Source organism: Pseudomonas sp. SWRI77 (assembly GCF_014269105.1).
Classification (GTDB): Bacteria; Pseudomonadota; Gammaproteobacteria; order Pseudomonadales; family Pseudomonadaceae; genus Aquipseudomonas; species Aquipseudomonas capeferrum.
Map to the genome: position 1 here is coordinate 282,434 of NZ_JABWRV010000003.1, position 21,917 is coordinate 304,350.

A 21,917-nucleotide genomic window follows, 5' to 3' on the forward strand; every position below is an offset into this window, starting at 1 on the left:
CTATGGCCTACATGGAACAGCTGGAATCGTCCTTGTCGGGATTGGTTGCAGCAGGGGAGGCTGGGCGAAAGGATCTGGACGGCATGCTTGTGCCCTTGAATGGCGCCATTGGCAGCATCACCGGCGCCGCGTCGGAGCTGGAAAACATACCGTTCGTGGGAGCCGAGGCTGGTGCAAAGCTTGGCCGGATCGTGCGAAGTATCAATGTCGCGCAGTCCCAGGTGGGGCAGGTGGCGTCGATGTATAGCCGAGCCGTCACCGGCGCCGCCCAGGTGCAGGAACGCCTGGGCACGTTCAAGACGATGGCGGCCAAGGTCACGGCCGAGGCGGGGCGGGTGGCGGGGCTGGTTAGCCCGTCACTGGCCAACATCCTGCCCACGGGCGGCTTGATGGGCTCGGCTACACCGCTTCCCGAGGCGGTTGCTCCGTTCCCGCACCTGCTGATCATCCAGCCACATGACCCCAAGCTGCAGCCGTATTACTTCAACCTGGGCACTGCACCCTTCGACGAACTGCGCCGACAGGCGTCGTATCGCTGGGCTGGGCAAGAGCGCCTGCGCCGAAGTGTGGCGCAGCAGGCGGTCGGCTTGGGTGAAGAAAAGATCACGCTCAAGGGCGCGATCTTCCCGCACCACAAGGGCGGCATTAATCAACTGAAGGTGCTGCGTAGCATTGGCCGCAACCTGCAGGCGTTGAAGCTGGTCACGGGCTATGGCGAGGTGCTGGGCGACTGGTGCCTGGTGAGTGTGGAAGAGGAACAAAACCACCTGCTGGCAGGCGGCATCCCCCGTAAACAGGGCTTTAACCTGGAGTTTGTGAGCTATGGCAACGACCTGCAGAACGTCTGACGGGGATCTGCTGGACGTGATCTGCCAGCACTACTACGGGCACCTCAACGGCTCCGTCGAGGCGGTGCTGGAGGCTAACCCGGATCTTGCCAGGGAGGTGCAGCCGTATCGTGCCGGCCTGCTGATCCAGTTGCCCGACTTGTCGGCGCCGGCGGTCGAGCTGCTGCAGCTGTTCGACTGACCCCCCTTAAGTCACGCGTAACGAACCTCGCCCCGCGCGGGGTTTCTTGCATTTGGAGCACGCATGAAACCAACGTATCGAGTCATTGCCGACCGCAAGGACATTACCGCGCTGATCAATGACCGCCTGTTGCTTCTGCGCATCTCGGACAAGCCCGGCATGGAGTCGGACGAGTTTGAGCTACGCATTGACGACCGCGACCAGGCAGTGGCGCTGCCAGCGCGGGGAGGGGTGGTGGAGGTCTTGCTGGGTTACGAGGGCCAGCCCCTTAAACGCATGGGCGCCTACACCGTCGACGAGGTGCAAGTCTCCGGCCCGCCCGATGAGCTGACCATCCGAGGCAAGGCCAGCGACATGCGCGGCAGTGGCAAGACCATCCGCAGCGGCAGCTGGGAAAATGTGCCGCTGTCGGAAATCGTCACCGAAATCGCCAAGCGTAACGGCTGGGAGGTGGTCTGCCCGGTCACGACGAAGGTCGAGCGAATCGATCAGCGCAACGAGTCGGACTTTAACTTTGTCACGCGCTTGGCCCGACAGTACGACAGCACAGCCAAGGTTGCCGAGGGCAAGTTGCTGGTTATGCCCCGGCAGGGCGGCAAGAGCACATCAGGCAAGTCGCTGCAGGTCATCACGGTCAACAAGACGGACGTCTCGCGGTACCAATTCCGGTTATCGGACCGCAGCACGCAGAAGGCAGTGAAAACACAGCATCAGGACCCGAAGACCGGCGCCTTAAAAGTAGTCCAGCTGGACAACGACGAGTCGCCAGACGGTCTGCCCCCGGTTCACACCGACCGCCACGTCTACCCCAACGAGACCGCTGCCAAGCAGGCCGCCAAGGCGCGGCTCGCCGCGTTCAACCGCAGTACGGCGGGCGTGCGTCTGGAAATGGCAGGCCGGCATGACCTGTTCGCGGAGTGCTCGATTAACGCCCAAGGCTTCAAGGTCGGTCTCGATGGCGAGTACCTGGTGGAAAGCGTGGAGCAGGTGTTCAGCGCCAGCGGGTGGACCACGACCGTGGAATGCAACGGCGGCAAGAAGGGTAAGGCCAAGGCCTCGGGCAAGAAAAAGAAAGTCGAAAAGCCGCTCAAGGTTGAGCAGCTCTAATCCCCTCGGCCGCTTTCGGCCATCACTGGAGAAATCAATGGCTATCTCAGTTCAACAGCTGCAACAGATCCTCCCCAACGCCGGCCGCAAAGCCGGCGTTTTTGTTCCTGGCCTCAACGCGACAATGGGCAAGTATTCGATCATCACGCCCAAACGTATGGCGGCATTCCTTGCGCAGGTCGGCCATGAGTCTGGCCAACTGCTGTATGTGCGAGAGCTCGGTAACGATGCCTACCTGTCCAAGTACGACACCGGCCGGTTGGCGCAGCGCCTTGGCAACACGCCGCAGGCGGATGGTGATGGCCAGCGGTACCGTGGCCGTGGGCTTATTCAGATCACCGGGCGCGACAACTACGAAGCCTGCAGTGAGGCGCTGTTCGGTGACAGTCGCTTGCTCAATACCCCCGACCTGCTCGAGCAGCCGGTCTACGCGTCGCTGTCAGCCGGCTGGTTTTGGCAGCGCGCGGGCCTCAATAGCCTTGCTGACAAGGTGGCGCAGGCCGATGACTCGGTTTTCGAGTCGATCACCCGTCGCATCAATGGTGGCCTGAATGGCTTGAAAGATCGCCAAGCGCTCTACAAGCGGGCGCTTGAGGTGCTGCAGTAATGTCGCTGAGTTGGCGTAGCGCCTTGTTGGCCGTTGCGCTCGGGCTCTATGTCGGCGGTCGTGGCGCCTGGACGTGGCAGGCCAGTGAGTACGGTCGGCAGTTTGCGGATCAGTCAGCTGATTACATTGGGCAGCTAGCCGACAAGGATCGAGCCTATGGTCGCGAGCGTGAAGAGGCTGCAACTGCAGCCCTGGATCAGTTGGCGGAGCAGAAGGCTCAGCGACAAGCCCTGGAGGTTCGCCTGCAGGAACAGGGCAAAACCCATTGGCAGGAGATGAACGATGCTCAAACAACTCAAGCTCGCCTGCGTGACAGGCTTGCTACCGCTGATCTGCGGTTGTCAGTCCTTGTCGACGCCGGAGCCTTTGCCGCCCCGGGTTGTAACGGTGGGGTGCGAGAAACCGCCGGCACCGGAAGCTTGGTACATGGCGCCGTACGCGCCCAACTTGACCGAGCGCATGCTCAACGAATTGTCGCCATCACCGACGACGGCGACCGGGGGCTGATAGCACTGCAGGCCTGCCAGGCCTACGTGCGCGAAGTCACCAAGTAAAAAGAGGCGAGCCAGGAGGATGCGTCAACATCCAGCCCGGCCCGCCGAACCCGCAGACCCTTCCTGCAAGTCCAGCCGTGGCCTCTGCCTTGTGCACAAAGCGCGGCGAGCCTATCACCTGTTTATCCATACAGTAAAGACTTGCATACCTATGACCTCTCCAATCATCCCCTGGATGGGTGGCAAACGCCGCCTGGCCGACCGCTTGATCCCCCTCTTTCCCCCTCATGAATGCTACGTCGAAGTCTTCGCCGGCGGTGCCGCGTTGTTCTTCATGCGCCCCCAGCCCGCCCCGGTGGAGGTGCTAAACGATCTCAACGGTGACCTGGTCACCCTTTATCGCGTTGTCCAGAATCACCTGGAGGAGTTCGTACGCCAGTTCAAATGGGCGCTTAGCTCCCGGCAGGTCTTCGAGTGGCAGAAAATGACACGACCCGAGACGTTGACCGACATCCAGCGTGCGGCCCGTTTCTTCTACCTGCAGCAGCACGCCTTCGGTGGCAAGGTCACTGGGCAGACATTCGGTACCGCGACCACAGGGCCAGCCATCAACTTGTTGCGCATAGAGGAGAACCTATCTGCTGCATGGCAACGCCTCGCCGGCACCTACGTTGAGAATCTATCCTGGCTCGCCTGTGCTGATCGATATGATCGAGCGCACACGTTCTTCTACATGGACCCACCTTACTGGCAGACCGCCGGATATGGCGTCGATTTCCCTTTCGAAGAGTACGAGCGCATGGCGGACTTCATGCGCCGCTGCAAGGGCAAGGTGATGGTCAGCATCAACGACCACCCGGACATCCGCCGAGCGTTTGAGGGTTTCCACTTCGAGTGCCTGGATATCCGCTACACCAACACAAATCAGCGGCAATTCAGGGCTGAGATGACGAGCGAACTCGTGATCATGAACTGGCAGCCAGCTGCGCTGGGCGGCTTGTTCTAACCCATTGATGCAAGCGACGGTGCCGTAAGCAGTTCGTTTAGCGCTTTGGTATTGCGACCTTTGTTTTTGTTGGCATATCCAAGAGACTGCAGTATCTATCCGTTTTCAGCAACTCGGCCTGCATCCTAAGGAGCATTATAGGTTACAGGCCTTGGTGGTTGCTTTGTTATTGTCAAACTGTATAGCAGTCTTTTGGGGATATTTGGATAAGGTCAGATTCGCTGATCTTAAGATTTAAGTTGGTCGCTATAAAAAGTTTTTCAACTTTGGACTTAAGATATCTATTTGATAGTTCGTCTTGTACGCCTAGTTCGGTGCCAAAGCGTTCCATATGTAACTTTTGGATTTTAGAGATTTTACTGGGGGGAGGGGGTGCCAAGATGACTCTATGAATAAACCTGCTAAGATTTTTTAGCTTGAGTTGTTGATTGTCTTGATTGTTTATCGTGCTTTGTTTGTATTTGTAGGAAAACTTAATGTCGTTGCTTTCCGGCCAAAGCATGAAGCGAACCTCATTTTCGTAACTGAAGTGTAGCGCTTTAGAGAAGTATGGTCGCATCACCAGGTCGTCTTCATGGAAGTGCGAGGTTCGATGATCGATGTATTCGATCTTTTGAACTGTGAGATTATACCCCTCGGGTAGCTCTAAGTTGTCTACGATAGCGCCAACAGTAGTTTCGATGCATACCGAGTTGCCTAGCGTTTTTGCGCATTCCTGGCAACCGTTGTCATGGCGGCAGTTGCTCCCGGAGCTTCCATACAGTTGCCACATTGCTTGGCATTCATGACCTAAGTCTGTCCAGCAATTTGCATAAAGCCATGAACTAATGTTTTTTAGGAAAGCGTCGCCATCTATTTTTTTTTGGGGTCCAAGAATAGAGGTGAAGGTATCTTCAAGGATTTCTGATTCAGACTTGTTTAGGGCTTGGGTTTCTTCTTCAGTGCGAAGGGAGACGCTTGGCCATTTCTGCATGGCTAAATCGAAGATGGATAGGGAGTTGCTAATGTTGTGGTAGTTCCGCCTATTGATGCCGCCTTCTAAATGATCCTCGAATTTGTCAAAGCGTGAGAAGTAGAGTGATTGGTTTTTTATTAGGCGTTCGAAATGTTGAAAAGATAAATAGCGTTTTATGATTGTGTCTCTGGGTATTTCAATCTTTACTTTCCCCATCTCAGCGCTCCAGCAGTTGGTGGTAAGTTGTGTGGCTTGTTAATTGTGTGGCAGTGCGGCAGGCATTGGCATGCAAATCTAGCCTAGTCCAAAAATGTCTCGCCAAAGGTTGCGACTCATTGGGGGCAAGAATGGGGGAGCCGCACGCCATTCTAATGTATCCCAGCGCAGACGGTGGTGTCGGAATGTGACAATGCGCCCAAATCTCCATACTGCGGGACTGAGCGCTTTTTTAGGGGTACTCCAGCACAAATGAATTGTGTCTGTAGAAGTTTGGCTCGCCTCGTGAAGGCCTATTGCACCGATGTCAAGATGAACTGGCTGATTTTACTGGTTTTTTGATAGGCTTTCGACTAGCTGGTCAATTGCATGGAGTTCGGTGGCTTTGATACAGTTTCCGAGATGCATCATCGCAGCAACCTCGATGCGTGGCGTTTGTGCTAGAATAATTGATCCATTGTTGGTGATCAGTGGGCCGGCATAAAGGATCCCGATTAAATTTAGTCTTGTGGCTCCCATTAGGTATTGATTGGATTTGCGATCTAGATAGCCAGACTGATCTAAGATGAAAATAGGAGAGCCTGAGGAGCCCGGGAAGCAAGCCATATCCACTACGAATTCCGGCTTATTGTTGTAGTTTCTTCTTAATGAAGAGGCAGTAATCCCCCTGCGGACGATGGGTAAATTGTTAGCTTCGTCTGAAATTCCATTTGGGCATCCGATCATTGTCACGTTTTCAATGGCGTCGAAAAACTGCCAGTCGTCTGTTTCAGGTATAAGTTTTTTATCTAGGGTCACGTAAAAAACCGGTGTGCCCTTATTGATTGCATCTTGCAGTAGTGGGCTGATCATCAAGGCGCATAGATCAATTTCGGAGCTTGGGTGGTTAACGGTCGCGAGCGAGGTGGGGATTTTTAGGTCAATGAAACGCCCAGAAGGTTTTTTATCTTTATCTGCTATGTGGCAAGTGGCTAATATCTGATCAGCACCGTTGACTACATGCTTGTTGGTTACAATAGCCGGACAGGTTGAAGTTTCGCTATTGACGAAATGGTAAAAAAACCCAGTGCCGGTACTGATTGCAGTACCATTTTTAAACGCGGTTAGCTTTACTGTAGAGTAAACAGCCTGTTCTGCGAGTGATAATTCAGACATTATAGCTCCTGATCACAAGTAGGTTGCTGCGGTTGATGCATTAGTTATGCATATATAGTCCCCATCGCGTCGCGGCTGTCAAGTGGCAAGTTCTGTAATGCCATCGCATTTCACCATGCGGCTTCTGTCAACAGCGAGACTCCAGGCCCGCTCACTCCCGTGAGCGCTCTATTCCGGTTGAGATCGTCTCTGCATGGATATAGATGGGCACCAAGGCGACCATGACATTTTAACGGGCGACGACGATGCAGCGATAGCGGATCCAAAGCAAGAACTTCTCCATCGCTGCTTCATGGCTGCCTGGTTGAGCCCAAGCATGGCTGTCGCAAAACCGCCACTAGCCGGGAGATCGCTCACTTCCGCAGGCGTTCTACCCCGGATGAGATCGCCTCAGCATGGATATCGAGGGTCGCTAACGCAGCCATGACGTTTTCATGAATGTGGACTGAGCCGCGATGGCTCACCCATAGTGAGAGCTCCTCTAGAGCTGCTCTGATGGCGGCCTGGTTCAGATGCAACAGCTCAAGGGTGTCGGCTGTGGTTGAGGCTTGGTCGTCCATGCGCATGCTCCATACGAGAATTTTTAGGGCAAATTTAGGGCAAATTCTAGGGCGCCTTAGGCCTAAATGGACCAGTAGCTGGCGCCAGATTAACCGTCTTTGCTGGCCTATGGCGGGTTATTGAGAGCGACGGGCGGGTTTAAATCCCTATCTTTTAGTAGGCTAGACTGGGCTGTAGAGCGGCGCGAAGTTAAAAGGATGGCAAAGCAATTATCGGACATGATCCTACCCGGCGACTCTCAGATGCTGGAAACCGTCGATACTATGAAACGGTACCAGGAGGCGCAGGCTTCGGGCCATGAGGACGCTGAGATCGAGCGTTTGCGAGTTCTGACTGAATTCCTATTTCAAGCGATTGCGGGCCACAATCTGCAAGTCCTAGGACAGCCAAGTGGTCCACAGCATTCTTAGCAGTGGAGCAAAAGCACCCAAGCCTGCGATACGTTGAGGCTCGGGCAGTTTTTTTTGCAGCTTACGCAATCTAATAAATATTATCCAATTTCTCGTTTGAGATGGTCAAAGTCCTGGCCTGCGCTTGGGTGGTCTACTATGTCTTCAATAAAATTAGGCGTGAAGTTACAGGTCTCCAACATTTCTTGAAGTGTCGAGGACTGTGAGAAAGCCTCGAATAGCGAGACGATTCCGACACCTTTCGGCGATCTATCAAGGAGATAGCTCATTAGGGGGTTTTTCTCAAATTGACGTAAGGCGCGGCTTCTCAAGTTGCTGTTTGAGGATTTAATTATTTGCTCGAAGTTGTCTGGCTGTAGTTTTGACATGATAGACTCTGTATAGCTTTTTAGTACAGAGCTTAGATCTTTTAGTCCGGCCACCTGGGATGAGAGGTCTTCGAGTTCGTGGTCGCGCTTTTTATTCGCTAGAAGGTCAGCAAATAGTCCGGCCCATTGGTCGCGTAACCAGCTTGATAGGTCATCAAACTTCTCGAAATCGCGTATCAGATTGTTTCTCTTTTGGGCGTAAATGTCGTCGATAAGCTTGAAAACATTAACGTTGTCGACGTGAGCGTAGGAGATGTCAGCATTTGTTCTGTTTTTCTTATAGGTGTGATACTCGGAGTGAACGTTTTTTTCAATGAAAATATATATGGGGATGTCGTTTGTTCTTGCTGTTTCGTATTCTTTTTTTGTTACGGAGTTGTAATGTTCAAGACCACGTTCGATATCTGTATCTGAAGTAGGGCTTCCATATCTGCCGCCGATAATTAATACAAGAATGTGGCAGGCTTTGATTTCTTCGTAGCAGGATTCGTCTAGGGGGCTATCGTGATGAAAGGGTATGTCGCCTTGCTCGTATAAGACTGACTCATATCCTAAGTTGTCTATAAAGATCTCTAGGCTGTTTCGAATGTGTTTCAAGTCATAGTAGGTGGATGAAACAAATACGCGTGGCTTTGCCATGGAAGTCCGATTCCTGATGTGTATTAAGTGGTTATATTTGGCATTTCTTGTATGTGGTAGGGCCGTGAATTGGGGATCTATAGTTAAATTAGATAGCCAACAGTCTACATTGACGATAGCTCAGTCACCGTGTGTCAGATCATGCCTGTAGGCGCAGTCTGTGGGAAGGGCGGCATGAATCTGGGCGGTACAAAAATGGTACTCGAAGTAATGTCAGTCGCTGAAGCCCTTTAGATTCAGGGGCTACAGGATGAGTAGGTCCAATCCATCATCGGCGCGACAGAAAACCTCCTTACGACCAAATCGCCTGAGGTTGCTGGGGTTTCTGCTTGTTTCAGTGGCATTTTGGGGTCTCTGTTTGTCGTCGCTTTTTCCGGTTCTTGCTGGTTTTGCTACAGGCGTTGCTTCTGTTTAGCAAATCAGCCATGGAGCAAATCCGATGGGAGCCATCACGCAGCGCAAGCGCAAGGACGGGTCATCTGGCTTCACAGCCCAGATCCAAATCATGAAGGAAGTGGCGGCAGTTTATCAGGAAACCCAGACCTTCGATCGCAAGCGCAGAGCCCACTTCTGGATCCGGAATCGAGAGGCCAAGCTCTACGAGCCGGGCGCGATAGCGGAGGCGAAACGCCAAGGCATCACTGTTAAGCCGATGATCGAGCGGGCAAGCTGAAATGACTGCGGCGCCGGTCGATCAGAACAGGCGCCGCATGCAATCCAACTAACCTGCTGCCGTTAGCTATTGCTGTTGATGCCGGCCAGGATGTTAGGCATTTTCTGGTACAGCTTCACAGAACCGGTATTGCTCAGGTGGCCTGGATCTCGATAGATCGGGACGCCATCGATGATGGTTTTGCACGACTTGGCATCACAGAGTGCGTCGGACAGGTAGATCACCTTGGCGCCGAGGCTAGTCTCGGCGTACTTCATCAGGTTGAGCACATTTTTGTGGGAGCGCTCGAACAGCTTCCTGTCGAGCAGGCATTTGCTGGATTGATTGGTGAGCGATGGACTGGCCATTTCGGCCTGAATGCAGCTCACGATGGTGGTGTTGATGGGGGGCGGCGGAGAAATGATGACTACCTGCTTACCCAGTGCCTTCAGCTTCTCGACGACCACCTGCATATCCTTCATGGCGCGCTCTGGGGTCGACTTTTCAATCTGCATTACCCCGCTGGTGTCGAAGGAAATCGACTCGAAGGTGTCTTGCATGTACTGGCCATAGGAGCCGGCCAGGATAACGGTCTTGATCGACGGGGTGTCGCTGATGAACTTGAAGGTGCTGTCGTTGAAGCCAACGCACTGACGCGCTTGCGCTTCGAAGTCGCTGCGCTTGGTATTGGGCGCTGTGTTCAGGAAGGGCGCACAGGCACTGCGGGTGGCTTGGCGGATATCAATCTTCTGCGCTTGCGACAGTCCAGGGATGTTGTGCATTGCATAGGAATCGCCCCACACGATGATCTTCGGATCTTGCGAGGTCCGGCACTTCTCGGTGTCTTTATAGATATTGGTGCCGCAGGACCGGTCGAGGCCGTAGTTAGGTGCGAACAGCTTCTCGATCTTCTCCGCCGACTGGACCTTGAGGAAGGAATGCGAAAGGCCGAACAGTGCCAGGGTAAGGGCAGGGAAGACGACCAGCGATGGCTTGAAGCCGTACTGCATAACCCGGAAAGGCTTTTCCACCAGGTTGTACAGTGCGATGGCCGTGACCAACGAAGCGGCTAGCAGGGTCGCTTTCACCGTCATGCTCTCGGTGCCGATTGAGGCGTTCGCGATCGCGATGATTGGCCAGTGGACCAGGTACAGGGAGTAGGAGATGTCGCCCGCTTTCTCGATGGGTGTCCAAACCTTGCTGTTGATCAGTCGGTGATTCGCCAGAAGTACGATGGCAGTGGCGAAGCAAACCACCACTGCGTCAAGGCCAGGGTGCGACAGGCCAGAGTTGACGAAGGGCGATGCCAGCAGCACGGCGAACGCAGGCACAGCCAGCTTCGACGTGACGTTCTTGACGGCGGCACTGTGCACGAGCATGGACGCAATGCTGCCGATCAGCAGTTCCCACGCCCGAGTCGGAAGCAGATAGAACGCTGCCGACTGGTTACTCAAGGACAGGTACAGGCAGCCAACGAAGCTGGCGATGGCCAGCACCACCAGGATCTTCCGCCAGTGCTTGGCCGGGGTGAAGGCCAGCAGCGCTGGGACAAAGAAGTAGAACTGTTCTTCAACCGCGAGCGACCACATGTGCAGTAAAGGCTTGGTCGCAGACTCAAGGTCGAAGTAACCCGCCTGGCTCAACAATACAAAGTTTGTGGAGAAGGTCAGCGCACCGATGATCTGTTGCTTCAGCGATTCAATCTGCATGGGTGGCAGGAAGAGTTTCGCCGCAATGATAGTTGCAAGGATCGTTACGAACGAAGCAGGCAGCAGGCGTTTGGCGCGGCGAAGATAGAATTCTTTGAAGGAGAACTTATCGCGCGCTAGTCCTCTTGAAACAATTGAGGTAATCAAGAAGCCAGAGATGACAAAGAATATGTCTACGCCCAGATATCCATAGTGGAATCCCGGGATAGCCAAGTGTTCTAGAACGACGAATAAGACGGCAAGCCCGCGTAAGACTTGTATATCAACCCTGATAGTAGACATCGAGATCCCGGTTTGTTTTTCTGCGACAGCCGGAAATTGTATCCACAAATCCACCCGGAACCAATGACTATCGGAGTTGTCAGCGCACCCTTTCGGTGACTCGGACCGCGATGCTGTCGCGCTGCATGGAAATCGTCCCTGCGCCCTGGCGCAGGAACGATTTTGCCAGGTGCCTAGCCAGGCAAGCTCATATGCAACAACGGAAACGGCCGCCCCTCGCCATCCAGCGCAGAGCGCCCCGTTTGCACAAACCCGTAATGCAGATAAAACCCCACGGCCTCGGGGTTCTGCTCGTTCACATCAACGCTCAATGCGCTGCGCGAACCGCGGGCGTAATCCAGCAGCGCGCGGCCACTGCCTTGCCCACGCAAATCGGGATCGATAAAGAGCATTTCCACATGGTGCTGATTCAGCCCGATAAAGCCCTGCGGGCAGTCGTCAGCATCCACTGCGACCCACAGCTTGACTGCGGGTAGGTAAACGTCGCGCAGCTGCGGTAGCAACGCGTCTATGTCGGATGCCTGCAAAAAATGGTGAGTGGCGCGCACGGCGCGCAGCCAGATGTCGAGCAGCAGCGGGTGGTCGGCGGCGTTGGCCTGACGAATGATCATTAAAGCAACCTTTTGCACTTGATGACGGATAGCGGCACGCCATTGAGTGGCGACCGTATAAGTGTCGGCATCATGAATGCCCGCTTCGCGATTTAACGCCTGGGCGGTGCACAGCAGAGGTAGCCGAAAAGGAAGGGGCCGAAAAAATACTGGGCGCCGCAGGGGGCGTCAAGGCCAGAGCCCCTGCAAACACCACGTGCTCAGATCGAACACTGGTTCACCCGCGCTGTAAGCTGTTCGGCGCTATACGGCGATGGCTTCATGCGGCCGCTGTCGTTTGAACGACTGCGAGCCGCCGCTTACCTGCATCACGGCCAGGGTTTTGCCTTGGGTGGGGCGCACGGCGCCAAGGGCCAGGGGTATCCAATCGATCGGTGCCTTGAACACGGCCGACAGGGCGCCATGTGCGCATGAACAGGACTTGCACATATGAATAATCAGATTTTGGCTCTTCCTTGTAGGACGCTTCTGAATAACCCTTTGCAGGCCATTGCGTCATTGCGATGGAAAGCTGAGCCCCCTAGTCTCGCTGGGTCGTTGCATATTCAACGACCGGGTCTGCAAGCCCGTAGCTTGGATTGGTCTCAGTGGCTGTTGGCTTTGCTCAATGGTGGCTGCGTGTGGGTGGCCCTCGGGCCAGCCGGGCAATTGACCTCCAAGTCCGGTCTTGCAGGCCCGCACGTAGCCGCCACCCATTCATCTGCAAGTGATTTGGCGACGGTCCGACTTTAATGTTGTCTGGAGGTTGTTATGCTCAAGATCGTCCCCGACCCACCTTGCTCCCCCGATGCCACTCATTACCTTGAAGACACCCTGATCCAGGCCACGGAGTACGTACTCTGCGCCTTGGCAGTCGCCCATCACGCCGTCTCCACGCTGCCCAAGTCGCCCGCCTCGATCATGACCCTGGCAGTCATGCACGAGATGGAGGCCGTGCGCTCATTGCTGGAATCGGCGGTTGCGCAGGTGCAACTGACGCAACGGCCGCAGATGTATACGTTGCATTGACGTTCACCCGTGCCGGGGCTGCCTTGCAGCCCTTCGCGGGTAACCCGCGCCCACTGGGTCGTCAACTCGAATGCAAAGGTTGTTTTCTGCGCGACAGCGCAAGGGGATTTGAAATGGACAAGACAGTACCAGAAGGCACCGGCACGCTGGGTTTGACCGTAGGTTCAGCGTCGTGCATGGACGGCGTGATACAGGGCAAGCGCCTGTTTCGCGTTGAAGCCGGCAACTGCTGCAACCATGCCATCGAGCAGGCCTCGCTGCTGCTGGATTGCTCACGACGGGCATCGTTCATCGGTGTGATGGACGACGAACCTGTGCTGGTCTGGGCTTCGCACTTTCTTTGCGAGATGGCCAAGGCGCTGATGGATGATGCGCACATGGGTATGCGTAAACAACGCTGATGCGTCTCGGGGCTGTTGGCTGTTGCCCCCGCAACAGTGTTTCGCAAACAGTGCTTGAATTGGCTCGGGCGGCCAAACCCGTTAAGGTGTCGCCCCTCGCAAGGACTGCCCCGCTTCAGGACGTTTACGATGCCACTTTCGCCTAGTGCCACGCCGCCATTTGGCTTGCTCAGCGGTCGCCGGTTCACACCCGCTGCGTCACTCAAACCATTGCTTGAGGGGCATTCGCAACTGCTGGTTCCCGGCGCGGAAACGGTCTGGGCCATCGGCGAGGTCGACCTCGGTGCTTCGATGCACCTGCTGCGTTTCTATCTGGACGACGAAGACTATTGGCTGCAAGTGCTGATGAACGGTAGCGAAGTGGGTGATACCGTATTGTTCGGTTATCACAGCGCTGTACCGATCCGCGACGCGTCGCACCTTCAGCGCCTTGTCGGCAGCCAGTCCAAGGTCGGCCTGCCGATCTACGAACACGACGGCTACCTGTATTCCCGCCAGTGGGGCCATGAGGCAGGCCAGGCCAAACTGGTCCCGTTGCACGAGCGCGTGACCAGCCCTGATGCGCGCTATGGCATCCAGCACCTGTCGATGCTCTACGCCCGCGATACCGGCCTGCCAGAGCGTCGCGAATTCCTGCTGCTGTCAGCGGAGGAGGACGAGCAGGGCCATGCCACTTTCACCACTTCGTTGGGCGTCACCCTGCACCCCACGGACTTTCACGTAACCTGACAAGGACTCACCATGCTCGACGCTCTGCGCCTGTCGCTCAATGCCACTGCAGTGACTGGCTTCATCCTTTATATCAGCGTGGCACTGTTGCTGTTCTGGCTGTTCCAGTTCATCTATACCCGCCTTACTCCGCACCGCGAGTTCGCGCTCATTCGTGAGAACAACCCGGCCGCGGCCATTGCCCTGGGCGGCTCGCTGATCGGCTTTTCGCTGCCGGCCAGCAATATCATTGCCTACAGCGTCGGCATCCTCGACGTCGTGGCTTGGGTAGTGATTGCGGCAGTGGTGCAGTTGCTTGCCTTCGGCCTTACCAGCCTGGTGCTGCGCGGCCTGTCCAGGCGTATCGCCGCAGGCGAACTGGCCGCTGCCATCTACGCTGCCAGCGTGGCGATCAGCGTCGGCTTACTCAATTCGGCTTGCATGACCCCGTCGGCCTGACGCACTAGGAGCCCCCATGAAACCCCCAATGAGACGAAGCTCCGTCAAGCTGGTGCTGGCCAGCTCGCTGCCCTTGGCGTTGACCGCGTGCAGCCCGCAAGAAGAAACCTACACCGTCAGCCAGCAGGTGAACTACGGCAGTGTCGAAGCCTGCGTCAACGACAAGGTGCCGGAGAAGGCGTGCAACGATGCCTACAAGCAGGCGCTGGCCGAGTACCGGCGCACCGCCCCGACCTATGTATCGAAGCCCGACTGCGAAGCCGAATTCGCCCCTGACGGTTGCCAGATAGGCGCCGGTGGCCGTTACATGCCTCGCATGAGCGGGTTCGAGCTGGACACCGCAGGTGAAGTCACCCAGTCCCAGGTCGATGCGGCCCACGCTCAGGGCGGCGGCTATGGCCATGTCGCCACCGCCGTGGTCGCTGGCATGCTGCTGGGGCAGATGACCAACAGCGCCGACCGCCGTTATCGCGCGCAGCCGCTGTATACCTACCGCGATGGCGCCGGGCAGCGCAGTGGCCTGCTTGGGCAGCGTTATGGTGTGGCCGGGGGCATTCAGCGCACCAACAAGGACGAGCAGAGCAGCAGTGGCGGTTCGTCCGGCGGGGGCGGTGCTGGCTATGGCGCCTCAGGCCGCACGGCGTCACGCTCAGCCGTCTCTGCGTCCATCTCGCGGGGTGGGTTTGGCAGCCAGGCCACGGCCCGCAGTGGCTGGGGCGGCAAGTCCGGCAGCTTCTTCGGGGGGTAGGCATGCGCAAGGTCGAGCTCGCAGAGCGCCCAGGTTGGCGCGCCACTGCCCAACAAGAGGGCTTTGCCTTCCACACCCTCGATGGCGAGCGCTACTGGGACGAGCGGGGCTACTACCAATTCAGCCAGGCCCAGGTCGAGCGCGACTTGCAGGCCCCGACCGAAGCACTGCACGCGATGTGCCTGGACGCCGTTGATCGTATCGTCGACAGCGAGGCGCTGATGACGCGCCTGGCCATTCCTGCGGCATTCTTCGACCTGGTGCGGCACTCGTGGCTAGCGCGGCAGCCGCATCTGTATGGGCGCTTTGACTTCAGCTATGACGGCCATGGCCCGGTGAAACTGATCGAGGCCAACTACGACACGCCTACCTCGCTGTACGAGGCGGCGGCGTTCCAGTTGATCTGGCTTGAAGAGCAGATCCAGCGGGGCGTTCTGCCCGCGCATGCCAGCCAGTTCAATACCCTGGCCGCAGACCTCATTCAGGCGTTTGCCGCGCAGCAGGGGCAGGGCACGTTCTACTTCTCGACCATCTCGGGCTCGGTAGAGGACCGTGGCACAACGGACTTTTTGCGCAAGATGGCCGCGCACGCCGGTATTCCCACCCGGCATATCGACCTGGAGGACATCGGCCTGAATGGCGAGGGGCGTTTCGTTGACCTGGAGGGGCAGCCGATTCAGCGCTTGTTCAAGCTGCACGCCTGGGAGCACATTTTCCACGAAGCCTTCGGCAAGGCCATCCCAGGTTGTGACACGCAGTTCATCGAGCCGCCGTGGAAGGCGCTGATCTCCAACAAGGGCATCTTGCCGTTGCTGTGGGAATGGCACCCAGGCCACCCCAACCTGTTGCCGGCCTTCATCGACGATAACCCTTCGCGGCCTGTGCCCAAGGGCTGGGTACGCAAGCCGTATTTCTCGCGGGAAGGGGCCAATGTGGACATCCGCACCGGCGAGGGGCAGCGGGTGTTCGAAGACGGGCCCTACAACGATGCGCCGTACATCCTGCAAGAGTTTGCGCCGTTGCCCAGGTTTGCTGACAGCTACACGCTGATCGGTTCGTGGGTAGTCGGTGACACAGCGGCGGGTATCGGCATCCGTGAGGATGACTCACTGATTACCAAGGACAGCTCGCGGTTTTTGCCGCATGTCGTGCTGGACTGACGGGCCGCGAAGCGGGGCAGTTGAAACCCCCTGAACCTCACGTCGGTTTCAGGATGCGCCTGGTCGTTCGCATGCAACCCTGCGCCGCCACAAGTGCCATGCTTGCAGGATGCCCTCGGGCCAGTGCGCGCAGACGCACGGCCATGGGCAAGGAGGCTGCCGACACCACGCAACCGTGACGTGGCCGGTACGCCGCAGCAGAACACGCCGGCCCCTGCCTCTACAACGCCAAGGCAGGGTCCGTGATGCCGAGGTCCGCTGTATGCCTGATGAACTGCTCCACCTGCCTTTGATCCACAGCATCCTGGCCCGTGAAAAGGAGACCCCCGGCGCCCTGTTGCCGATCCTTCACGCCATTCAGCAAGGCATCGGCTTCGTCCCCGATGCCGCTGTCGCCGAAATTGCCCATGCCCTGAACCTTAGCCTGGCCGAGGTGCGTGGGGTGATCAGCTTCTACCACGACTTCCGTACCACGCCGCCTGCACGCCATACCTTGCGTCTGTGCCGGGCCGAGTCATGCCAGAGCCGTGGCGCCGAGGCCTTGGCCGCGCAACTGCGCGACCAATTGGCGCTGGACGACCATGGCACCAGCGCCGACGGCGCCATCAGCCTGCGCCCGGTGTACTGCCTGGGCGCCTGCGCCTGCTCGCCAGCACTGGAGCTGGACGGCCAATTGCACGCACGCCTCACGCCTGAGCGCCTGCGTGCCCTGGTAAACGGTTGCCTGGAGGGCGAAACATGTTGAAGGTGTTCATCCCCTGTGATTCGGTAGCCCGCGCCGTGGGTGCCGACCAGGTTGCCGAGGCCGTGCAGCGCGAGGCCGAACGCCGGCAGTTGGCGGTCGATATCCAGCGCACCAGTTCGCGTGGCCTGTACTGGCTGGAGCCGCTGCTTGAATGCGAAACCGCACAAGGGCGCCAGGGTTTCGGCCCGGTCACGGTGCACGATGTGCCGGCGCTACTCGATGGCTTGGCAGGCGAGGCCCACGAGCATGCCCTGGCCTTGGGGCCGGTTGAGCAAATCCCTTATCTGAAAAGCCAGCAACGCCTGCTGTTCGCCCGGGCCGGGGTAACCCGGCCGCTGTCGCTGGACGACTACCGTGCCCACGGCGGCTTTGCCGGCCTGGAACACGCGGTGGCGCTGGACGGCGCCGAGGTGGTTGCCGCAGTGCTTGATTCCGGCCTGCGTGGCCGTGGCGGTGCGGCGTTCCCGGCTGGCATCAAATGGCGCACCGTGCGCGATGCCGGGGCTGGGCAGAAGTACGTGGTCTGCAACGCCGACGAAGGCGACTCCGGTACCTTCGCCGACCGTATGCTGATGGAAGGCGACCCGTTTCTGCTGATCGAAGGCATGATCATCGCCGGCCTGGCCGTGGGGGCCGACAAAGGCTACATCTACGTGCGCTCGGAATACCCCGACGCCATTCGCGTGCTCGACCAGGCCTTTGCCATCGCCCGTGACGCCGGCTACCTCGGTGTGAACGTGGCCGGCAGCGGCAAGGCCTTCGACCTGGAAGTCCGGGTTGGCGCTGGCGCTTATATCTGCGGCGAAGAAACCGCGCTGCTGGAGTCCCTTGAAGGCAAGCGCGGCATCGTCCGCGCCAAGCCGCCCTTGCCGGCCCTGCAGGGCCTGTTCGGCTTGCCGACCCTGGTGCACAACGTACTTACCCTGGCCTCGGTGCCGATCATCCTGGCCAAGGGCGCGGCGTTCTACCGCGACTTCGGCATGGGCCGTTCGCTGGGCACCATGCCGTTTCAGCTGGCCGGCAATATCCGCCACGGCGGCCTGGTGGAGCGGGCGTTCGGCCTGACCCTGCGCGAGCTGGTGGAAGGCTATGGCGGCGGTACCGCCAGCGGCCGGCCACTGAAGGCCGCGCAGGTCGGTGGGCCGCTCGGTGCCTGGGTGCCGCCCAGCCACTTCGACACGCCGCTGGACTATGAAGCCTTCGCCGCCATGGGCGCGATGCTCGGCCACGGCGGTGTGGTGGTGGCCGATGACACCCTCAACATGGCCAGCATGGCGCGCTTCGCCCTGCAGTTCTGCGCCGAGGAATCCTGCGGCAAGTGCACGCCCTGCCGCATCGGCTCGACCCGTGGCATGGAGGTGGTGGATCGGCTGATCGCCAGCACCGATTTCACCGAACGCCACGACCACGCCCTGCTGCTGCGCGACCTCTGCGACACGATGCAGTACGGCTCGCTGTGCGCCATGGGCGGGATGACGGCCTACCCCGTGGCCAGCGCGCTCAAGTACTTCCCCGCCGATTTCGGTCTGACTCAGACGGAGGCCGCACAGTGATCAATTTTTTCGACCCCGAGACCGATCTTGGCACCCCGGCCCGCGACAGCCAGGTGCAGGTCAGCCTGAACATCGACGGCCGCGCTATCAGCGTGCCTGCCGGTACCTCGGTGATGCGCGCCGCCGCCATGCTCGGCACCAGCATTCCCAAACTGTGCGCCACCGACAGCCTTGAAGCGTTCGGCTCGTGCCGCATGTGCATGGTGGAAATCGACGGCATGCGCGGGTATCCCGCCTCCTGTACCACCCCTGTCAGCGAAGGCATGGTGGTGCGCACCGAAACCCCGCGCCTGGCCGGGCTACGGCGCAATGTGATGGAGCTGTACATCTCCGATCACCCGCTGGACTGCCTGACCTGCTCGGCCAACGGTAACTGCGAACTGCAGACCGTCGCCGGCCAGGTGGGGCTGCGTGAGGTCCGCTACGGCTACGACGGCGCCAATCACCTGGCTGAGAAGAAGGACGTCTCCAACCCGTACTTCGACTACGAACCCAGCAAATGCATCGTCTGCAGCCGCTGCGTGCGCGCCTGCGAAGACATCCAGGGCACCTTTGCCCTGACCATCACCGGGCGTGGTTTCGACTCGCGGGTGGCGGCGGCTGGGGGCGATAACTTCCTGGCCTCCGAGTGCGTGTCGTGCGGTGCTTGCGTGCAGGCGTGCCCGACCGCCACCTTGACCGAAAAGAGCCTGGTGCAGCTCGGCCAGCCCGAACGTGCGGTGATCACCACCTGCGCCTACTGCGGTGTCGGCTGCTCGTTCCGTGCCGAGATGAAGGGCGACCAGTTGGTGCGCATGGTCCCGGACAAGAACGGCGGCGCCAACCATGGCCACGCCTGCGTCAAGGGCCGCTTCGCCTGGGGCTATGCCACCCACCCGGACCGCATCACCAAGCCGATGATCCGCAAGCGCCTCGAAGACCCGTGGCAGGAAGTCAGCTGGGAAGAGGCGGTAAACTACGCGGCCAGCGAGTTCCGGCGCATTCAGCTCAAGTACGGGCGTGATTCGATTGGCGGCATCACCTCCAGCCGCTGCACCAACGAAGAGGCTTACCTGGTGCAGAAACTGGTGCGCGTGGCGTTTGGCAACAACAACGTCGACACCTGCGCCCGGGTGTGCCATTCGCCCACCGGCTACGGCCTCAAGCAGACCCTCGGTGAATCGGCCGGTACCCAGAGCTTCGATTCGGTGATGCAGGCCGACGTGGTGCTGGTGATTGGCGCCAACCCCACCGATGCCCACCCGGTGTTCGGCTCGCAGCTCAAGCGCCGCCTGCGCCAGGGCGCGCGGCTGATCGTCATCGACCCACGGCGCATCGACCTGGTCGACTCGCCCCACGCCCGCGCCGAGCTGCACCTGCAACTGCGCCCTGGCACCAACGTGGCCATGCTCAACGCCCTGGCCCATGTGATCGTCAGTGAAGGCTTGCTGGCCCAGCGCTTTATTGACGCGCGCTGCGAGACCGAGGACTTCGCCCGCTGGCGCGACTTCGTCAGCCTGCCAGAGAACGCGCCGGAAGTACTCGGCCCGGTCTGCGGCGTGCCTGCCGAGCAGATCCGCGCCGCAGCCCGGCTGTACGCCACCGGCGGCAACGCGGCCATCTACTACGGCCTGGGTGTCACCGAGCACAGCCAGGGCAGCACTGCGGTGATGGGCATCGCCAACCTGGCCATGGCCACCGGCAACATTGGCCGCGAAGGGGTAGGGGTGAACCCACTGCGTGGGCAGAACAACGTGCAGGGTTCGTGCGACATGGGCTCGTTCCCGCATGAACTGCCCGGCTACCGGCATATCTCCAACGAAGGGGTACGTGCCGAATTCGAGCGGGCCTGGGGCGTGACCTTGCAACCCGACCCGGGCCTGCGCATTCCCAACATGTTCGAAGCGGCCCTGGATGGCAGCTTCAAGGCGCTGTACTGCCAGGGTGAGGACATTGCCCAGAGCGACCCCAACACCCAGCACGTTACTGCGGCCCTGCATGCCATGGAGTGTGTGGTGGTGCAGGACATCTTCCTCAACGAAACGGCCAAGTTCGCCCACGTGTTCCTGCCGGGCAGTTCGTTCCTTGAAAAGGACGGCACCTTCACCAACGCCGAGCGGCGTATCTCGCGGGTGCGCAAGGTCATGGAGCCGCTGGCCGGCAAGGCCGACTGGGAGGCCACGGTGGCCTTGGCCAACGCCTTGGGCTACCCGATGCAGTACCGCCACCCGTCCCAGATCATGGACGAGATCGCCCGCCTGACGCCGACCTTCCACCGCGTCAGCTACGCCGAGCTCGACCGCCATGGCAGCCTGCAGTGGCCGTGCAACGATGCCGCGCCCGATGGCACGCCGACCATGCACATCGACCAGTTCGTGCGCGGCAAGGGGCGCTTCATGCTCACGGGTTACGTGCCCACCGACGAGAAGGTCAACAGCCGCTACCCGCTGTTGCTGACCACCGGGCGTATCCTCAGCCAGTACAACGTTGGCGCCCAGACCCGGCGCACCGGCAACGTTGCCTGGCATGATGCCGACCGCCTGGAGCTGCACCCGACCGATGCCGAGAGCCGTGGCATTCGCGACGGTGACTGGGTGGGTATCGGCAGCCGTGCCGGGCAGACGGTGCTGCGCGCCAAGGTCAGTGCGCGGGTGGCGCCGGGGGTGGTGTACACCACGTTCCACTTCCCTGAGTCTGGCGCCAACGTGATCACCACCGACAACTCCGACTGGGCCACCAATTGCCCTGAATACAAGGTGACGGCGGTGGAGGTGGTGAAGGTGTTCCACCCGTCTGAATGGCAGAAGCGCTACCAGGACTTCAGCGACGAACAGCGCCGCCTGCTCAAGGAGCGCCGCACCGCCGAGCAACCGGAGAGCGCCGAGGTGCGCCGATGAGCAGCGACAACCTGGTCAAGATGGCCAACCAGATTGCCCATTATTTTGACAGCGAACCGAACCGGGTGCTGGCGGTGCAGGGGGTGAGGCAGCACTTGCAGAGCTTCTGGACGCCGGCGATGCGCCGGCAGTTGCTGGCGTGGAGCGAGGCCAATGGCGGGGAAGGCCTGGACCCTAAAGTGCGTGAGGCGCTGACCTAGCCCTTCGCGCAAGGCAACGCCTTGCCTGTGTAGGAGCGGCCTTGCGTCGCGAAAGGGCCGCATAGCGGCCCCGGCGATTTTTGCTGCGACACAGAACCTGGGGCCGCTACGCAGCCCTTTCGCGACGCAAGGCCGCTCCTACAAAAGTGGACTGCCCCCAAGAAGTTGGACAAAAAATCCAACCCTTGGGGGGACCGATGGGCAAATACACAGAGCAGTTCAAACTCACAGCCATCTCAGCCTACCTAGATGGTAGCG

Annotated in this window: 23 protein-coding genes and 1 pseudogene; 17 read left to right on the top strand and 7 right to left on the bottom strand. The window is 58.9% G+C overall.

The window, feature by feature from the left end:
• Positions 1–2: 2 nt before the first annotated feature.
• From HU766_RS05160 to HU766_RS05185, 6 genes are all read left to right on the top strand, one after another.
• Positions 3–848, top strand: a complete 846-nt coding sequence (locus tag HU766_RS05160; protein ID WP_186654171.1) for a phage tail protein — start codon at positions 3–5, stop codon at positions 846–848.
• The gene (locus HU766_RS05165; protein WP_186654173.1) at positions 823–1,029 is read left to right on the top strand and encodes a tail protein X; all 207 of its coding nucleotides are present in this window, start codon (positions 823–825) and stop codon (positions 1,027–1,029) included. Before HU766_RS05160 ends, HU766_RS05165 begins: the two co-directional genes overlap by 26 nt.
• Positions 1,030–1,092: 63 nt before the next feature.
• Entirely contained in the window at positions 1,093–2,136 is a 1,044-nt protein-coding gene (locus HU766_RS05170) for a contractile injection system protein, VgrG/Pvc8 family (protein WP_186654176.1), read from the top strand.
• A 37-nt stretch (positions 2,137–2,173) separates the two neighbouring features.
• Positions 2,174–2,743: a glycoside hydrolase family 19 protein gene (locus HU766_RS05175; protein WP_186654177.1), complete on the top strand. Its 570-nt coding sequence runs from the start codon at positions 2,174–2,176 to the stop codon at positions 2,741–2,743.
• Positions 2,743–3,297, top strand: a complete 555-nt coding sequence (locus HU766_RS05180; protein ID WP_186654180.1) for a lysis system i-spanin subunit Rz — start codon at positions 2,743–2,745, stop codon at positions 3,295–3,297. Before HU766_RS05175 ends, HU766_RS05180 begins: the two co-directional genes overlap by 1 nt.
• A 151-nt stretch (positions 3,298–3,448) precedes the next feature.
• Positions 3,449–4,243 carry a DNA adenine methylase gene (locus tag HU766_RS05185; RefSeq protein ID WP_186654183.1) on the top strand — a complete coding sequence of 265 codons (795 nt, stop codon included), beginning with the start codon at positions 3,449–3,451 and terminating at the stop codon, positions 4,241–4,243.
• Between the two features lie 172 nt (positions 4,244–4,415).
• Here the strand turns inward: HU766_RS05185 and HU766_RS05190 are convergent, their stop codons facing one another.
• From HU766_RS05190 to HU766_RS05205, 4 genes are all read right to left on the bottom strand, one after another.
• Positions 4,416–5,414, bottom strand: a complete 999-nt coding sequence (locus HU766_RS05190) for a hypothetical protein (protein ID WP_186654188.1) — start codon at positions 5,412–5,414, stop codon at positions 4,416–4,418.
• Positions 5,415–5,741: 327 nt separating this feature from the next.
• Entirely contained in the window at positions 5,742–6,569 is an 828-nt protein-coding gene (locus HU766_RS05195) for a serine protease (RefSeq protein ID WP_186654190.1), read from the bottom strand.
• 353 nt (positions 6,570–6,922) lie between these two features.
• Positions 6,923–7,129, bottom strand: coding sequence for a hypothetical protein (locus HU766_RS05200; protein ID WP_186654192.1), 207 nt, complete (start codon positions 7,127–7,129; stop codon positions 6,923–6,925).
• 491 nt (positions 7,130–7,620) lie between these two features.
• Complete coding sequence (locus HU766_RS05205) at positions 7,621–8,547, bottom strand: DUF4062 domain-containing protein (RefSeq protein ID WP_186654194.1); 927 nt, start codon at positions 8,545–8,547, stop codon at positions 7,621–7,623.
• Positions 8,548–8,986: 439 nt separating this feature from the next.
• Here HU766_RS05205 and HU766_RS05210 point away from each other — a divergent pair, with 439 nt between their 5' ends.
• Complete coding sequence (locus HU766_RS05210) at positions 8,987–9,220, top strand: hypothetical protein (protein WP_238338560.1); 234 nt, start codon at positions 8,987–8,989, stop codon at positions 9,218–9,220.
• A 62-nt stretch (positions 9,221–9,282) separates the two neighbouring features.
• On the opposite strand, the gene HU766_RS05215 is transcribed toward HU766_RS05210, so the two are convergent.
• The 3 genes and pseudogenes from HU766_RS05215 to HU766_RS05225 all read right to left on the bottom strand — a co-directional run.
• Entirely contained in the window at positions 9,283–11,190 is a 1,908-nt protein-coding gene (locus HU766_RS05215; protein ID WP_186654196.1) for an acyltransferase family protein, read from the bottom strand.
• A 173-nt stretch (positions 11,191–11,363) separates the two neighbouring features.
• Complete coding sequence (locus HU766_RS05220) at positions 11,364–11,801, bottom strand: acetyltransferase (RefSeq protein WP_186654200.1); 438 nt, start codon at positions 11,799–11,801, stop codon at positions 11,364–11,366.
• Between the two features lie 200 nt (positions 11,802–12,001).
• Positions 12,002–12,206, bottom strand: a pseudogene (locus HU766_RS05225) (arsenical resistance protein ArsH); the annotation flags it as partial.
• 345 nt (positions 12,207–12,551) lie between these two features.
• On the opposite strand from HU766_RS05225, the gene HU766_RS05230 reads away from it, so the two are divergent.
• The 10 genes from HU766_RS05230 (at position 12,552) to HU766_RS05275 (ending at position 21,659) form a co-directional block, all read left to right on the top strand.
• Complete coding sequence (locus HU766_RS05230; RefSeq protein WP_186654204.1) at positions 12,552–12,809, top strand: hypothetical protein; 258 nt, start codon at positions 12,552–12,554, stop codon at positions 12,807–12,809.
• Between the two features lie 113 nt (positions 12,810–12,922).
• A complete protein-coding gene (locus HU766_RS05235) occupies positions 12,923–13,210 on the top strand; it encodes a DUF3077 domain-containing protein (RefSeq protein WP_186654209.1) in 288 nt (95 codons plus the stop codon).
• 129 nt (positions 13,211–13,339) lie between these two features.
• Complete coding sequence (locus HU766_RS05240) at positions 13,340–13,939, top strand: DUF2491 family protein (RefSeq protein WP_186654214.1); 600 nt, start codon at positions 13,340–13,342, stop codon at positions 13,937–13,939.
• A gap of 12 nt (positions 13,940–13,951) precedes the next feature.
• Positions 13,952–14,377 carry a DUF350 domain-containing protein gene (locus HU766_RS05245; RefSeq protein ID WP_033700365.1) on the top strand — a complete coding sequence of 142 codons (426 nt, stop codon included), beginning with the start codon at positions 13,952–13,954 and terminating at the stop codon, positions 14,375–14,377.
• A 28-nt stretch (positions 14,378–14,405) separates the two neighbouring features.
• Positions 14,406–15,125: a DUF1190 domain-containing protein gene (locus tag HU766_RS05250; RefSeq protein WP_047583311.1), complete on the top strand. Its 720-nt coding sequence runs from the start codon at positions 14,406–14,408 to the stop codon at positions 15,123–15,125.
• A gap of 2 nt (positions 15,126–15,127) precedes the next feature.
• Positions 15,128–16,285, top strand: coding sequence for a glutathionylspermidine synthase family protein (locus tag HU766_RS05255; RefSeq protein ID WP_186654219.1), 1,158 nt, complete (start codon positions 15,128–15,130; stop codon positions 16,283–16,285).
• A gap of 262 nt (positions 16,286–16,547) precedes the next feature.
• Positions 16,548–17,030, top strand: coding sequence for a formate dehydrogenase subunit gamma (locus HU766_RS05260; RefSeq protein ID WP_033700360.1), 483 nt, complete (start codon positions 16,548–16,550; stop codon positions 17,028–17,030).
• Positions 17,024–18,583, top strand: coding sequence for a formate dehydrogenase beta subunit (locus HU766_RS05265; RefSeq protein WP_033700359.1), 1,560 nt, complete (start codon positions 17,024–17,026; stop codon positions 18,581–18,583). Before HU766_RS05260 ends, HU766_RS05265 begins: the two co-directional genes overlap by 7 nt.
• Entirely contained in the window at positions 18,580–21,459 is a 2,880-nt protein-coding gene (gene fdhF, locus HU766_RS05270; protein WP_186654222.1) for a formate dehydrogenase subunit alpha, read from the top strand. The genes HU766_RS05265 and fdhF overlap by 4 nt, the downstream gene beginning before the upstream one ends.
• A complete protein-coding gene (locus tag HU766_RS05275) occupies positions 21,456–21,659 on the top strand; it encodes a formate dehydrogenase subunit delta (RefSeq protein ID WP_033700355.1) in 204 nt (67 codons plus the stop codon). Before fdhF ends, HU766_RS05275 begins: the two co-directional genes overlap by 4 nt.
• Positions 21,660–21,917: the final 258 nt, after the last annotated feature.

Excerpts from the sequence above, each read along its gene's own strand:
- HU766_RS05160 (WP_186654171.1), top strand. The coding sequence starts at position 3 with ATGGCCTACATGGAACAGCTGGAATCGTCCTTGTCGGGATTGGTTGCA.
- HU766_RS05165 (WP_186654173.1), top strand. The coding sequence starts at position 823 with ATGGCAACGACCTGCAGAACGTCTGACGGGGATCTGCTGGACGTGATC.
- HU766_RS05170 (WP_186654176.1), top strand. The coding sequence starts at position 1,093 with ATGAAACCAACGTATCGAGTCATTGCCGACCGCAAGGACATTACCGCG.
- HU766_RS05175 (WP_186654177.1), top strand. The coding sequence starts at position 2,174 with ATGGCTATCTCAGTTCAACAGCTGCAACAGATCCTCCCCAACGCCGGC.
- HU766_RS05180 (WP_186654180.1), top strand. The coding sequence starts at position 2,743 with ATGTCGCTGAGTTGGCGTAGCGCCTTGTTGGCCGTTGCGCTCGGGCTC.
- HU766_RS05185 (WP_186654183.1), top strand. The coding sequence starts at position 3,449 with ATGACCTCTCCAATCATCCCCTGGATGGGTGGCAAACGCCGCCTGGCC.
- HU766_RS05190 (WP_186654188.1), bottom strand. The coding sequence starts at position 5,414 with ATGGGGAAAGTAAAGATTGAAATACCCAGAGACACAATCATAAAACGC.
- HU766_RS05195 (WP_186654190.1), bottom strand. The coding sequence starts at position 6,569 with ATGTCTGAATTATCACTCGCAGAACAGGCTGTTTACTCTACAGTAAAG.
- HU766_RS05200 (WP_186654192.1), bottom strand. The coding sequence starts at position 7,129 with ATGGACGACCAAGCCTCAACCACAGCCGACACCCTTGAGCTGTTGCAT.
- HU766_RS05205 (WP_186654194.1), bottom strand. The coding sequence starts at position 8,547 with ATGGCAAAGCCACGCGTATTTGTTTCATCCACCTACTATGACTTGAAA.
- HU766_RS05210 (WP_238338560.1), top strand. The coding sequence starts at position 8,987 with ATGGGAGCCATCACGCAGCGCAAGCGCAAGGACGGGTCATCTGGCTTC.
- HU766_RS05215 (WP_186654196.1), bottom strand. The coding sequence starts at position 11,190 with ATGTCTACTATCAGGGTTGATATACAAGTCTTACGCGGGCTTGCCGTC.
- HU766_RS05220 (WP_186654200.1), bottom strand. The coding sequence starts at position 11,801 with ATGATCATTCGTCAGGCCAACGCCGCCGACCACCCGCTGCTGCTCGAC.
- HU766_RS05230 (WP_186654204.1), top strand. The coding sequence starts at position 12,552 with ATGCTCAAGATCGTCCCCGACCCACCTTGCTCCCCCGATGCCACTCAT.
- HU766_RS05235 (WP_186654209.1), top strand. The coding sequence starts at position 12,923 with ATGGACAAGACAGTACCAGAAGGCACCGGCACGCTGGGTTTGACCGTA.
- HU766_RS05240 (WP_186654214.1), top strand. The coding sequence starts at position 13,340 with ATGCCACTTTCGCCTAGTGCCACGCCGCCATTTGGCTTGCTCAGCGGT.
- HU766_RS05245 (WP_033700365.1), top strand. The coding sequence starts at position 13,952 with ATGCTCGACGCTCTGCGCCTGTCGCTCAATGCCACTGCAGTGACTGGC.
- HU766_RS05250 (WP_047583311.1), top strand. The coding sequence starts at position 14,406 with ATGAGACGAAGCTCCGTCAAGCTGGTGCTGGCCAGCTCGCTGCCCTTG.
- HU766_RS05255 (WP_186654219.1), top strand. The coding sequence starts at position 15,128 with ATGCGCAAGGTCGAGCTCGCAGAGCGCCCAGGTTGGCGCGCCACTGCC.
- HU766_RS05260 (WP_033700360.1), top strand. The coding sequence starts at position 16,548 with ATGCCTGATGAACTGCTCCACCTGCCTTTGATCCACAGCATCCTGGCC.
- HU766_RS05265 (WP_033700359.1), top strand. The coding sequence starts at position 17,024 with ATGTTGAAGGTGTTCATCCCCTGTGATTCGGTAGCCCGCGCCGTGGGT.
- HU766_RS05275 (WP_033700355.1), top strand. The coding sequence starts at position 21,456 with ATGAGCAGCGACAACCTGGTCAAGATGGCCAACCAGATTGCCCATTAT.